This window comes from Rhodopila sp., assembly GCF_965277825.1.
Classification (GTDB): domain Bacteria; phylum Pseudomonadota; class Alphaproteobacteria; order Acetobacterales; family Acetobacteraceae; genus Rhodopila.
The window spans coordinates 1,268,323-1,281,029 of the sequence record NZ_OZ255846.1; the positions used below are offsets into that span (position 1 = coordinate 1,268,323).

15 protein-coding genes are annotated in these 12,707 nt (G+C 67.7%); 9 read left to right on the forward strand and 6 right to left on the reverse strand.

Translation table 11 applies throughout. The features are described from left to right. Positions 1–8: 8 nt before the first annotated feature. From queC to ACQY4T_RS06430, 3 genes are all read left to right on the forward strand, one after another. Positions 9–806: a 7-cyano-7-deazaguanine synthase QueC gene (queC, locus tag ACQY4T_RS06420; protein ID WP_428539050.1), complete on the forward strand. Its 798-nt coding sequence runs from the start codon at positions 9–11 to the stop codon at positions 804–806. 39 nt (positions 807–845) lie between these two features. Then, the gene (locus tag ACQY4T_RS06425) at positions 846–1,232 is read left to right on the forward strand and encodes a Rap1a/Tai family immunity protein (protein ID WP_428539052.1); all 387 of its coding nucleotides are present in this window, start codon (positions 846–848) and stop codon (positions 1,230–1,232) included. A gap of 106 nt (positions 1,233–1,338) precedes the next feature. Further along, positions 1,339–2,322: a 2-hydroxyacid dehydrogenase gene (locus ACQY4T_RS06430; protein ID WP_428539054.1), complete on the forward strand. Its 984-nt coding sequence runs from the start codon at positions 1,339–1,341 to the stop codon at positions 2,320–2,322. A gap of 9 nt (positions 2,323–2,331) precedes the next feature. On the opposite strand, the gene ACQY4T_RS06435 is transcribed toward ACQY4T_RS06430, so the two are convergent. From ACQY4T_RS06435 to ACQY4T_RS06445, 3 genes are all read right to left on the reverse strand, one after another. Beyond that, positions 2,332–2,724 (reverse strand): RidA family protein, encoded by a 393-nt coding sequence (locus tag ACQY4T_RS06435; RefSeq protein WP_428539056.1) that lies wholly within the window; start codon positions 2,722–2,724, stop codon positions 2,332–2,334. Positions 2,725–2,783: 59 nt separating this feature from the next. After that, a complete protein-coding gene (locus ACQY4T_RS06440) occupies positions 2,784–4,133 on the reverse strand; it encodes an MFS transporter (protein ID WP_428539058.1) in 1,350 nt (449 codons plus the stop codon). Between the two features lie 150 nt (positions 4,134–4,283). Next, positions 4,284–5,612, reverse strand: a complete 1,329-nt coding sequence (locus ACQY4T_RS06445) for a DUF2254 domain-containing protein (protein ID WP_428539060.1) — start codon at positions 5,610–5,612, stop codon at positions 4,284–4,286. An 87-nt stretch (positions 5,613–5,699) separates the two neighbouring features. On the opposite strand from ACQY4T_RS06445, the gene ACQY4T_RS06450 reads away from it, so the two are divergent. Together ACQY4T_RS06450 and cax are read left to right on the forward strand one after the other, a co-directional pair. After that, positions 5,700–5,921, forward strand: coding sequence for a hypothetical protein (locus ACQY4T_RS06450; protein WP_428539062.1), 222 nt, complete (start codon positions 5,700–5,702; stop codon positions 5,919–5,921). Continuing rightward, positions 5,921–6,982 (forward strand): calcium/proton exchanger, encoded by a 1,062-nt coding sequence (gene cax / locus ACQY4T_RS06455; protein ID WP_428539064.1) that lies wholly within the window; start codon positions 5,921–5,923, stop codon positions 6,980–6,982. Before ACQY4T_RS06450 ends, cax begins: the two co-directional genes overlap by 1 nt. 30 nt (positions 6,983–7,012) lie before the next feature. On the opposite strand, the gene ACQY4T_RS06460 is transcribed toward cax, so the two are convergent. Beyond that, the gene (locus tag ACQY4T_RS06460) at positions 7,013–7,777 is read right to left on the reverse strand and encodes an anti-sigma factor family protein (RefSeq protein ID WP_428539066.1); all 765 of its coding nucleotides are present in this window, start codon (positions 7,775–7,777) and stop codon (positions 7,013–7,015) included. Continuing rightward, a complete protein-coding gene (locus tag ACQY4T_RS06465; protein ID WP_428539068.1) occupies positions 7,774–8,349 on the reverse strand; it encodes a sigma-70 family RNA polymerase sigma factor in 576 nt (191 codons plus the stop codon). The genes ACQY4T_RS06460 and ACQY4T_RS06465 overlap by 4 nt, the downstream gene beginning before the upstream one ends. A 126-nt stretch (positions 8,350–8,475) precedes the next feature. Here ACQY4T_RS06465 and ACQY4T_RS06470 point away from each other — a divergent pair, with 126 nt between their 5' ends. Beyond that, entirely contained in the window at positions 8,476–9,420 is a 945-nt protein-coding gene (locus ACQY4T_RS06470) for a metallophosphoesterase family protein (RefSeq protein ID WP_428539070.1), read from the forward strand. Between the two features lie 14 nt (positions 9,421–9,434). Beyond that, positions 9,435–9,752 carry a cupredoxin domain-containing protein gene (locus ACQY4T_RS06475; RefSeq protein ID WP_428539072.1) on the forward strand — a complete coding sequence of 106 codons (318 nt, stop codon included), beginning with the start codon at positions 9,435–9,437 and terminating at the stop codon, positions 9,750–9,752. A 177-nt stretch (positions 9,753–9,929) separates the two neighbouring features. Here ACQY4T_RS06475 and ACQY4T_RS06480 read toward each other — a convergent pair whose 3' ends face one another. Further along, on the reverse strand, positions 9,930–11,153 hold the full coding sequence (locus ACQY4T_RS06480; protein ID WP_428539074.1) for a cytochrome P450: 1,224 nt from the start codon (positions 11,151–11,153) through the stop codon (positions 9,930–9,932). 212 nt (positions 11,154–11,365) lie between these two features. Here ACQY4T_RS06480 and ACQY4T_RS06485 point away from each other — a divergent pair, with 212 nt between their 5' ends. Together ACQY4T_RS06485 and ACQY4T_RS06490 are read left to right on the forward strand one after the other, a co-directional pair. Continuing rightward, on the forward strand, positions 11,366–12,142 hold the full coding sequence (locus ACQY4T_RS06485) for an ABC transporter ATP-binding protein (RefSeq protein WP_428542753.1): 777 nt from the start codon (positions 11,366–11,368) through the stop codon (positions 12,140–12,142). A gap of 14 nt (positions 12,143–12,156) precedes the next feature. Beyond that, complete coding sequence (locus ACQY4T_RS06490; protein WP_428539076.1) at positions 12,157–12,672, forward strand: NMCC_0638 family (lipo)protein; 516 nt, start codon at positions 12,157–12,159, stop codon at positions 12,670–12,672. The last annotated feature ends 35 nt before the right edge of the window (positions 12,673–12,707 follow it).

Below are 12,707 nucleotides of genomic sequence, written 5' to 3' on the forward strand. Positions count from 1 at the left end.
CGCAGCCGATGACGCAACCCAGCCAGACCGGAACCAGCGAGACCGAACCGAGCCACGCCGAACCGAGCCACGCCGAACCGAGCCACGCCGAACCTAGACACAGCGAACTCAGCCATGCCGGGGACGCGGCGTTGGTGCTGTTTTCCGGTGGACAGGATTCCGCCACCTGCCTGGCCTGGGCGCTGGCGCGCTACGGTTCGGTGGAAACCGTCGGCTTTCGCTATGGCCAGCGCCATGCGGTGGAACTGGCGTGCCGCGAGCCGATCCGCTCGGCTCTGGCATCGCCCGGGCTGGGACCCGATCACCTGGTGGACCTGACGGCGACGATTGCCGGGCTGGGGCAGACCGCGATGACCGCGGATGTGGCGATCGAGATGGACCAGGGCGGCCTGCCGAACACGTTCGTGCCCGGGCGCAACCTGCTGTTCCTGACCTGCGCCGCCGCGATCGCCTACCGCCGTGGGCTGCGCCGCATCGTCGCCGGGGTCTGCGAGACCGACTATTCGGGCTATCCGGACTGCCGCGACGACACGGTGAAGGCGATGCAGCTTGCGTTGAACCTGGGCATGCAGCGGCGCTTCGTGCTGGAGACCCCGTTGATGTGGCGCGACAAGGCGGCGACCTGGGCGCTGGCGTTCGAACTGGGCGGCGATGCGCTGGTGGGGGTCATTCGCGAAAGCAGCCATACCTGCTATCTGGGCGATCGCTCCAATCGCCACGAATGGGGCTTCGGATGCGGGACCTGCCCGGCCTGTCTGCTGCGTGCCCAGGGCTGGCAGCGGTGGATGGCGGATGGCGGACACTGATCGGTGGCCTGGCGTGGATCTAGCTGACGGGAGATTTCGATGAAGACAGTTCTGGCCGCTGCCCTGCTGGCCTCGGGTGTTGCGGTGTTCAGTGCATGGGCGGTGTCGGCTGCCTGGGCGGCCGAGGAGATCACGATCCACACCGCGACCGCCGGGGAGTTGGCCGACACCTGCGCCGCCAACCCCAGGGAGCCGGCGGCGGACGCCCGGCTCAACTTCTGTCGCGGCTTTGCCCAGGGTGCGATCGACGTCGAGATGCACCATGCCGGGGAGCACAAACTGTTCTGTTTTCCGCACCCGTCACCGTCGCGGGCCGAGACGATGAGCCAGTTCGTGAGTTGGGTGCGGGCGATGCCCGATCGTAGCTCGATGCCGTCCGATGAGGGACTGTTCAAGTTCCTGGGCGAGCGGTTTCCGTGCAAGTAGGGCGGGTCAGAGAGGCGCGAGACGTCGCGTTTCGTTTAAGTAGCCGATTCACGAGCGGAATCGTGGACGTCGCGCGTTTCAGGCTGCTCTGCGATCGGATAGGGGCATGACCGGCACCGTCGCGGTCACCTTCGACCTGCGTGCGCCGCATCGGGCTATCGTCGCCGAGGCGCTGGGGGACATGGGTCGGCCGGTGTGGCTCAGCGACCTTGACGATGCGGGGCGGGCCTCGGCGCTGCGCGAGGCTGCCGCCATCCTGGCGCGCGATACCGGCAAGGATCTGCGGCCGGGCGAGGCGGGGCAGATCCGGTCGGCGCGGCTGGTGCAGTTCATCACCGCGGGCATCGACTTCGTGCCGCTGCATGCGCTTCCCGCCGGCATCGCGGTGGCCGGCAATGGCGGGGCGTATGCCGAACCGATGGCGGAGCACGGGCTGGCGATGGTATTGGCTGCCAGCAAACGGCTGCTGATCGAACAGGCCGCGCTGGGCCGGGGCGAGTTCAACCAGTTCACTCGCAACCGCACGCTGGCGGGGCAAGTCTGCGGCATACTGGGGTTCGGCGGCATCGGGGTCGCCACCGCGCGGATGATGCGGGCGGTGGGGATGCGGATCCACGCAATCAATCGCCGCGGCCAGTCCGACGACGCGACCGACTGGATCGGATCGGTGGCGGATCTGGATATGCTGCTGCGGGCGGCCGACGTGCTGGTCATCAGCACGCCGTTGACGCCGGCGACCAAGGACCTGATCGGGGCGCGCGAACTGGGGCTGATGAAGCCGGACGCCATTCTGGTCAACCTGGCGCGCGGCGAGATCATCCAGCAGGCGGCGCTATTTGCGCATCTGCGGGCGCATCCAGAGTTCTGGGCCTGCATCGATGCCTGGTGGACCGAACCGGTGCGGCACGGCGCGTTCCGCATGGATCATCCGTTTCTGTCGCTGCCGAACGTGATCGGGTCGCCGCATAATTCCGCCTCGGTTCCGGGCATGACCGAGATCGCGCTGCGCCGGGCGGTGGCAAATATCCGCCGCGCCCTGGCAGGGGAGACGCCGCGTTATGTGCTGAGGCCGGAGCAGCGGATGACTTAGCAGGCGGCGCTACAGCACGGCGATCGCTTCGATTTCGATCAGGTATTCCGGCGCTGCCAGCGACGCCACGCCGATCAGCGTATGGGGCGGCATTTTCGGGCCGAAGAACTCGGTGCGGATCGGCCCGTAATCGGCGCGGTAGCGCATGTCGGTGATGTAGGTGGTGACCTTGACGACGTTGGCGAGGGTACCGCCGCCGGCCTCGATCTGCGACTTCAGCGCCGCGAGCGCGGCGTGCGCCTGGGCCTTGAAGTCGCCGGGATGGGCGCAGCCGCCGTTGGCGTCGTAATCGACCTGGCCGGCGATGAATACCAAGGTCCGCGCGTCCTCGGCCGTGAGCGCCTGGGCATAGATCGGCGGGTCGTAGACGCCCGGGGCGGCATAGGGGGAGAGTTTCGGCATTGGGTGCTCCTGGTTTGCATGATCGCGTCGTGCGAGGTCCCGGCGGCAGGTGAAGGCGATCAGGCTCGGTTGGTTGCCGCCAGGGCGCCGTCCGCCAGGTCTTGCGGGGTGTCGGCGCGGATGTCGCTGAGATGGGTTTCCGGGCCGCACCATACCGCGAACGCGGTGATCAGCGACAGCAGGATGACGTAAAGGGCGACGCCCCAGGGGGCGCCGGCCATCCAGCTTACCAGCAACGCGGCGATGAACGGCGATGGACCGCCGGCGATGATCGAGCCGAGTTCGCGGGCGAAGGCGAAGCCGCTGTAGCGCAGCCGCGGGCCGAACAGCTCGGCGAAATAGGCCGCCTGCGGGCCGAACATGGCGGCGCTGCCGATGCCCATGACCAGGATGAAGGCGAGGCAGATCAGCGTCGGGTTTAGGGTCTGGGTCATCACGAAGAACGGGAAGGCGAAGGCGGCGGAGAACAGCGCGCCGCCGATGTAGACCGGGCGGCGGCCGACTTTGTCGGACAGCCAGGAGAACAGCACGATGCCGAAGATCTCGGCGACGTTGCCCAGCATGACGCCGGTGATCGCCACCTCACGCGACATGTGCAGGGTGTTGATGACGTAGCTGAGGCCGAACACCGGGAACAGGTAGCCCAGTCCGTTTTCCGCCAGGCGGGCGCCGACCACGACGAAGAAGTTGCGCGGGTGGCGGCGCAGCGCCTCGATCGCCGGGGCACGCAGCGGCGGGCGCCTGGCGCTGGCCTCGGCGAACACCGGGGTTTCGGCGACGCGGGAGCGGACATAGACGCCGAGCCCGAGCAGCAGCAGGGAGACCAGGAAGGGGATGCGCCAGCCCCAGGTGAGCAGGTCCTGCTTGGACATCATGGTGACCAGGTAGAACACGCCGGCGGCGAGCAGATTGCCGGCGGTGACGCCGAGCGGGGCGAAGCTGCCGTAGAGTCCGCGCTGTCCCTTGGGGGCGAATTCCACCGCCATGATGACGGCCCCGCCGTATTCGGCACCGGCGCCGAAGCCCTGCAGCAGGCGCAGCAGCAACAACAGCACCGGAGCCCACAGGCCGATCGTGGCGTAGGTCGGCAGCAGGCCGATCAGAAAGGTGCCGCCGCCGACCAGCAGCAAGGTTGCCACCAGCATCGGCTTGCGGCCCATGCGGTCGCCGAAATGGCCGAAGAACAGGCCGCCGAACGGGCGCGCCAGGAAGCCGACCGCGAAGGTCGCGAACGCCGCCAGTGTTCCGACGGTGGCGTCGTATTTCGGGAAGAACAGTTCGCCGAACACCAGCGCCGAGGCGGTGCCGTAGATGAAGAAATCGTACCACTCCAGCGCCGAACCGATGGCGGCGGCCAGCATGACGTGGCGCAGATTGGTCGGGGATACGGCGCGTGCCGCCTGGGGCATTGGTTTCCTCCGGTTATTGGCCGGCCGCTCTTGGGCGCTGGCAGCTTGGATCGTTGCGCTCGAAGTCCCGGCGTGGCCGGTCCGGATCCATGGTTGTAGCCGATGGCTGGCTGTCGCTGCAAAAACTGGGCGGCCGGGAATGCCTGGGGTTTAGCGCGAGGCGGCGTCGATGTCGCCGATGGCTGCGGGATAACAGCGCTGCCGGGTCGCCTCGAAGGCGGCGTGGCGCTGGCGCAGGTCAGCCAGGTCGCCCTGGTTGGCGATCTCGCGCTCTGCGTCGGCCAGCACCAGGTCGGCGTGACGGCGCAGCGTAGCTACTCGGGCCGGGGCCTGCTCACAACCGGTCACCGCGGTCAGCACTTCCAGCATTCGCAGCAGCACCGCGGCGCTGTTGGCGGCGTTCTGGCGGATCATATGGAACATGCTGTCCACCAGGCCGTCGTAATCGACCGCCGGGATGATCAGCACGACCCGGCCGCGGCGCAGCGATATGCCGGAGGCGAGGTGGACCGGCGCGATGTCGCATAGCGCGGCGCCCAATCGATCCAGCACGGCGATCGCGGTATGCGGGTCGTTGATTCCCGGCGACAGGGCTCGGACGGCGACCTCGACGAGCTGGCGGATGGCAAACTCCAGATCGGCCGAACTCACCCGGGCGGGTCCCAGGGCCGTGGCGGCGCGGATCGCGGCGCCGGCGCCGTCGACCGGCGGGGTCATCCGCGCGATCGGCGCGCCGGGGAAGACATAGTCGCCGGGCCGCACCAACAGTCGCAGCGTGGTTCCCCGCTGCGCTGCCCAGTCAGCCAGTCCTTCGGGGTGCAGTTGTTGAAGGTAGCCGCGCCGTTCATCGACGACCGGTACCGCGTCGTCCCAAATGTCGGGGATTGATGCCTGCGGTTGCGGGTGGTCGAAGGTCAGTCGCTGGATCGCCGAACGGACGTCGTCACTGACCAGTTCTATGACCGTGTCGACGTTGATGCGCCCGGCCATGTGGCCGACGAAGAATACCAGGGTGCCGACGCAGACGAACGCCAGCAGGATGCTGACGCTGAGCGATACGTGCGGGACGAATGCGCCTTCATTTTCGGTCCGCACGCTTCGCAGCACCATCAGCGCGTAGCTGAAGGTGGCGAGAAAGGCGCCCAGGGTGAATTGGTTGCCGCGGTCTCGGGTGAAATTGCGCAGCAGCCGTGGCCCCATCTGACCGGCGGCGAGCGAGAGGGCGGCGATGGTGATGGAGAACACCGTGCCGGCGACGCCGATGGTTGACGAGGCCACGGCGCCGAGCAGGGTTCGCGCGCCGGTGCCTCCGCCGTTGTACAGCCAGGGGCTTTGGATCAGCCAGGCCGGCACCATGCCGCTGCGGTCAAGGTCGATCAGGCCAACCGCGAGCAGGATGCCGGCGACGACCATGGCGGCTGGCAACAGCCAGAACTTTTCGCCGATGTCGCTGAGCAGTTTGCGGAGATGTGCTTGCACCAGGCATCCAATCAGCGGCGCTCGGATGGCGCGCTACAGGTCGGCGTTCCAGATCGCGCGGAGGCCAGGCCGGCCCGGCTTGCCAGGATGGTAACCGACGTCATGCTGCGTCACGCCTATCAGCAAGATCAGGAGTCGTTCAATGCGGCGATCACCCGCTTCCTTGACCTACCGATGATGATCCTCAATGCCGCGCCGTCGCCGACCCATCACTTCGCGCTCGCCGGCGTGGTGCCGCGCGGTCTGACAGGCGGCATCCTGACAGCTCGGCCCGGCGGCGCTGTCGGCCGGCGAGACGCGGCTGAGTAATGCTCCGGCTGGCGCTGTTGGCGTTGGTGCCGGTGGCGCCGGTGCTGCATTACGGGCTGGGGGCGACGCCGATCTGGGTGTTCGTGACCGGAGCGGTGGGCGTGGGCGTGCTGGCCGATTGGATCCGTGCGGCGACCGAGCAGCTTGCCAAGCATACCGGATCGGCGGTGGGCGGGCTGCTGTCGGTCAGCCTGGGCAGCGTGGCGGAGTTGCTGCTGGCGCTGTTCGTCCTGGCGCAGGGTCAGGCGGACGTGGTGCACGCCCAGATCACTGGATCGATCATCGGCACTAGCCTGCTGGGGCTCGGGCTGGCGATCGTGGTCGGCGGCGCGACGCGTGAGCGGCAGACGTTCAAGCGGGAACGGGCCGGGCTGCTGTCGAGCCTGCTGATCCTGGTGGTGATCGCGCTGCTGCTGCCCGCGGTGTTCGACTTCACCGCGCGCCGCGTCACTCATAGCGGCGATGTCGGGGTCAGCGAGGAGTGGTTGAGCCTGGCGGTGTCCGGCGTGCTGCTGGTGCTGTACTGCGCCAACCTGGCCTATACGCTGGTGACGCACCGCGACGTTTTTGCCAGCGGCGAGGAGCCCGATGCTGGCGACGCCTGGGGGCTGTGGCGGTGCATGGCGGTATTGGCGTTGGCGACCGTCGCGGCGGCGCTGGAAAGCGAACTGATCTCGGGCTCGCTGGTCGAGGCTGCGCGCACCTTGCGGCTGTCGCCGACCTTCGTGGGCGTGATCGTGCTGGCGCTGGTCGGGACCATCGCCGATCTGTTTTCGGCGGTGTGGTTCGCGCGTCAGGACCGGATGGGGCTGGTGATGAGCATCTGCATCGGTTCGGCGATCCAGATGGCGCTGGTGGTGGCGCCGCTGCTGGTGATCCTGTCCTGGCTGATCGGCACGCCGATGACGCTGGTGTTCAAGGACCCGCTGGACCTGTTCGCGATCGCTGGCGGCGCGTTCATCGTCAACGCGATTGCCGGGGATGGTGAAACGACGTGGTTCGAGGGTGTGCTGCTGATTGGCGTGTATGTCGTGCTTGGGGTGGCGTTCTTTTTCGTGTGATGAGAAACCACTCGGCGTCGCGGCGCTGCCCTACTTGGCCCCGACCAGTCGCACGAAGGCCTCAAGCTGCGCCGCCTCGAGGTCGGACACGGCGACGTAGGTCAGGCCGCCCATGCGCCAGCGGACGATATTGAAGCCATCGCGGGTTTGCAGTTTCGGCGCGGCGTCGGAGGTATCGTCGGAGACCAAGGCAAACAGGTTGATGACGTGCTTGTCGCGGCGGTAGACCATCGCGGCGGCGCGGTGGCCATCGACATAATCCAGCCGGCCGCCGAGCAGCGGAAAGCCTTGCGCGGCCAGTTGCTTGACCACCGGCGACAGGTCGAGCCGCGCCGACAGCCAGGGCTTGACGGTGTGCTGATCGCTGGTTGCGACGTCGCTTAGATGATCCGCCATCATCGACCGCAGGTGATCGGCAAGGACGTCCGCAAGCAGCGGATCTGGCGGCGGGGTGGTTTTGGTCAGCGCGAGCGTGAGTGCGACGCCGGCGAGGCCTCCGGCCATCGTCGCGCCGGCCAGGCGGATGCTTGGCAGTTGCGAGCGAAACGACTTCCGGGTGGGCGGCGGTGGGGCTTCGCGTGGCAGTGCGGAGGCGATCCGCATCGCCAGCGCCGGGGACGCGCGATGGGACGGCAGGTTGGTGCGCAGCACCGAACGCAGTGCCCGGGTCGCCTCCAGTTCGGCAAGGCAGGTCGGGCAGCGGGCGATGTGACGGCCGAGCAGGAAGCCTTGGAACGGGCCGGCCTGGCGATCCGCATAGGCCGGCAGCAGCCGTTTGGCGCGGTCGTGATTCATGATTTCTTCTCGTGGTCGGTCCAGGCCTTGCGCAGTGCCAGCCTGGCGCGGGACAGCCGCGACATCACGGTGCCGGGGGGGACGTCGGTGACGGCGGCGATGTCCTTGTAGGACAATTCCTCGAGCTCACGCAGGATCAGCACCTCACGGTATTCGGCTGGCAGTTGAGCCATCAGGGCGGCGAGGGTTTCGCTGTCGATGCGGTCGAGCAGCATGGCCTCGGGGCTGGGGCCGGGATCGGTCCAGTCGAGGTCGGGCGGGGCTGGCTGAAACAGTTGGCGGGAAGAACGGTTATCCTTCAGCCAATCCAGGAAGCTGTTGCGCACGATGGTCAGCAGCCAGACCCGGAAGTTGTCGCCACGAAAGGCGTCAAGATAGCGGAACGCACGCAGGTAGGCGTCCTGCACGACGTCCTCGGCGTCGGCGGTGTTGCCGGTGAGCCAGCGTGCGAGGCGGAACGCGGCGTCCAGATGCGGCATCGCCAGCAGGTCGAATCGTCGGGTTCGGGCATCTGTCGCCAATGGCTTCATCCCGCGCTGGGCGGTGACGGCGAGCGCCGCCGCAACGAGCATCCTACCGCGTCCGGCGCGGCTTTATTCCCGCCGGCAAATTTTTTTCGGTGTGGGGAATAGCGGGTGGCGCGCTGCGGTAAGGCGGTCGGATCGATCATTCAGGTCGGGCCATGATGGAGCGCGAGCATGAGCACCGAGCAACACGATACTCCGGCGGCCGGCGTGGACCGGCGCGGCTTGCTGAAATGCATGAGCTGGGCCGGCGCGGCCATGGTGTGGACCGTGGCCGGCGGCATCCCGCGGTCGCAACCGGCCGGGCTTGGCCGCGCCGAGGCGGCCGAGACCGGCTTCTGTTTCGCCCAGGTCAGCGATAGTCACCTGGGCTTCGACCGGCCGGTGAACCGCGATGTCATCGGCACCTTCCGCAGCGCGCTGGGCCAGGTGACGGCGATGGAGGAACAGCCAGCGTTGCTGATCCATACCGGCGATCTGACGCATCTTTCCACACCGGAACAGTTCGACACCGGCGCGCAGTTGCTGGGCGCCACCGGGCTGGCGATCCACACCGTGCCGGGCGAGCACGACGTCCTGGAGGACAATGGCAGGAGCTACCTGAACCATTATGGAAAGGGCACGCAAGGCGATGGCTGGCACAGCTTCGACGCGGGTGGGGTGCATTTCATCGGTCTGGTCAACGTGGTCAACCTGCAGGGCAATGGTCTGGGCGATCTGGGTCCGGCGCAGCTTGAGTGGCTGGGCAAGGATGTGATGGGGCTGTCCTCCAGCACTCCGATCGTGCTGTTCGCACATGTTCCGCTGTGGATCGTCTATCAGGATTGGGGCTGGGGCACCAAGGACGGTGCCCAGGCGCTGTCCTACCTGAAGCGGTTCGGGTCGGTGACGGTGCTGAACGGGCACATCCACCAGGTGATGCAGAAGGTGGAGGGGCATGTGGCGTTCCACACCGCTCGCTCCACGGCATTTCCGCAGGGTGTGCCGGGGGTGGCGAAAGGTCCCGGGCCGGTTCCGGTCGCGGCGGGTGATCTGCGCAAGGTGCTGGGCACCGCGAGGATCAGCCTGGTGTCGTCGGCCTCGCCGTTGGCCATCGTCGATACGCCGCTGGCTGGTTGAAGCAGGAGGCTGTCATGCGTGCAATGGTCCGAGGCGGCGTTCTGTTGGCCTGCCTGATCGTACCGGCGGCTGCCCAATCGCGCGGAGCGGCCGGGGTAACGATCGACAACTTCACGTTCGGTCCGGAGAAGCTGACGGTGGACAAGGGCACCGCGGTGACCTGGACCAACCAGGACGACATCCCGCATCAAATCGTTCTGAGTACGATCGGGGTGCGGTCGAAGGCGCTGGACACCGATCAGTCGTTTGCATATCGGTTCGATAGGATTGGAACGTTCGCCTATGTCTGCGGGCTGCATCCGCAGATGCATGGCGAGATCGTGGTGAAGTAGGCTGTTGGGCCAAGCCCCCGCCCTGGGAGGCCAGTGCGGGGGTGGCCAGTGCGGGGGTGGCCGGTGCGGGGGTGGCCGGTGCGGAGCGGCCAGTGCGGGGGTGGCCGGTGCGGGGGTGGCCGGTGCGGAGCGGCCAGTGTGGGGCGGTCACGGTCTGGCGCGCGGGGTCGGCCGATTCTATCCGGTCCAGGCCACCGGCAGTTCCGTCAGGCCGCGCAGCACGAAGCTGGGGCGCCATTTCGGGTGGTCGGGGTCGGTCAGGCGCAGATCCGGCAGCCGGCGCAGGATGGTTTCGAATACCACCGCCGCCTCGATCCGCGCCAGTTGGGCGCCGAGGCAGAAATGGATGCCGCCGCCGAAGGACAGCGGGCGGAGGTCCTTGCGGGTGATGTCGAAGTGTTCGGGATCGTCGAACACCGCCGGGTCTCGGTTGACGCCGCCGACCAGCGCCACGACAATATCGTTACGGGCCAGCGCGACGCCGCCCAGTTCGACCGGTTCGGATGCGGTACGGCCGACCCCCTGAACCGGGGATTCGAAGCGCAGTACCTCCTCGATGGCATTCGTCACAAGGGTGGGATCATCGCGCAGGATGCGCCACTGTTCGGGATGGCGCAGCAGGGAATAAAAGCCGTTGCCGATCAGGTTGACGGTGGTTTCGTGGCCGGCACCGAACAGCAGGCTGACATTGGCGCGCAGTTCGGCAGTGGTGAGCCGGTCTCCGGCTTCCTCGGCCTGCACCAGTTGGGTGATCAGGTCGTCTTGCGGGTCGCGCCGGCGCTGTTCGAACAGGGCCTCAAAATAGGCGCTGGATTCGACGCTGCCGGCGTTGGCGCGGTCGAGTTCGGCCCGCGTGGGTGGGGTCGGATTGAGCAGGGCGCCGCCGGAGCTGGACCCGGTGACGAAGCGCTGGCGGTCGGCCTCGGGGATGCCCAGCAGTTCGCAGATGACCAGCACCGGCAGCGGGAACGCCAGGTCGCGGACCAGGTCCATGCCGCCGCGTTCGGCGACCTTGTCGACCAGGCGGTCGGTCAGTTGCTGGATGCTGTCGCGCAGCGCCTCGATCCGGCGAGCGGTGAACGCCTTGGTGACCAGGCCGCGCAGGCGAGTGTGGTCGGGCGGATCGCGCATCAGCATCATGTGGGTGAGTTCGACGACGGCGGGTTCGGCCATCGCGGTCGGGCCGAAGCGGCGCTGCATCGCCTCGGGGTCGTGATAGCCGCGTCCGAAGCGCCTGTCGCGCAGCAGGGTGACGGTATCCTCGTAGCGGGTGAGGAACCAGCGACCGAGCGGGGCCTTGAACACCGGGGCGGTGGCGCGCAGGTGGCGGAACACCGGGTATGGATCGGCGAGGAAGGCCGGATCGCGAAAATCGAACGGTTGCGGAGCGGCGGCTGACATTGACTGTTTCCCGAGTTTGCGCGGCAGCACGATTATCTTATCACAAACGCTAGGGCCCGGCATTTCCCGTCGCCGCTGCCCGGGCTTGATCCGCGCACCGGGGCGGCAATCTTGAGGATCGATCGCCCTGCTCGGCCCGCGGGTCGCGTGTGTGACCCATTGCATCGGAGCAGCCCTTGCCCAATCCCGCGCCGACCGGCATCAACCCGCCGATGACCAATCAAACACCGAAACTGCGCATTCGCGGCCTTTACAAACGGTTCGGCGCCAAGCGCGTGCTGGACGGGGTTGATCTCGAGGTGCCGCAGGGGACGTCGCTGGTGGTGATCGGCGGGTCCGGGTCGGGCAAGTCGGTGCTGCTGAAATGCGTGCTTGGCCTAATCGAGCCGGATGACGGGGTGATCGAGATCGACGGGCGCGACATCCTGAAGCTGCCGCGTGGCGAACGCGAGGTGATCCGCGCCAAGATCGGCATGCTGTTCCAGAACGGCGCGCTGTTCGACAGCCTGCCGGTATGGGAGAACGTCGCCTTCGGCCTGATTGCCCGCCATAACACGACGCGCGTCGAGGCTCGGGCTCGCGCCGAGGACTTTCTGGGCCAGGTCGGGCTGGGCGCCGGTGTCGGCGATCTGTCGCCGGCGGAGCTGTCGGGCGGCATGCAGAAGCGTGTCGCATTGGCGCGCGCGATCGCCTCGCAGCCGGACATCATGTTCTTCGATGAGCCGACCACCGGGCTGGACCCGATCATGGGCGCGGTGATCGATGGGCTGGTGGTGGACTGTGTGAAGCGGCTTGGCAGCACGGCGATCGCGATCACCCACGACATGGCGAGCGCGCGGCGGATCGGCGACCAGGCGGCGATGCTGCTGAACGGGCGCATCATCTGGGCCGGCCCGGCGCAGCGGCTGATGGATAGTGGCAATGCCGAGGTCGATCAGTTCACCCATGGCCGGCGTGACGGGCCGATCCAGATGGAGCTGCGGCGCTGATCCGAGCGGCGTTTTTGATCATCGCCGGTGTGCTGCTGCCGGCCGCGCCCTGGGCCGCCTTTGGGGCCGCGCCCGGAACCGACGCGCCGACCCAGTTGGTCGGCCTGTTCCTGCAAGGCTGCCTGCGGTTCGCTGGCCATCCGGCGGCGCTGCGCGAGTGGGCGCACGGCAATGGGCTGTCGGCGCTGCCGGAACAGGGTCGGGCGGCTTTCCTGCACGGCGCGCCAGGGCAGGCGTTCGACGCGTCGGTGGCGGGGACCAAGCTGGTGCTGGTGTCCTCGGACGACGGCATCTGCTCCACGGTCACCGACCAGGCGACGGGGAAGCCGCTGATCGATGCGCTGGAGGATGGGCTGCGCCAGGCTGGGCTGCGGTTCCGTCTGGTGATCGAGCGCGACGATCAGGTGGTCAGCGCGATCCACGACCGCGAGTATCTGGCGGCCGAGGGAAGCCATGGCTGGCGGATCCTGTTGGCGGTGGTCAAGGGCGATCGCGGCGGCGAGGCAATGTTGACGGCGGCGCCGGAGTAGGAGGCCTCGTCGTGCGGCTGGCAGGCGAGCGTGGT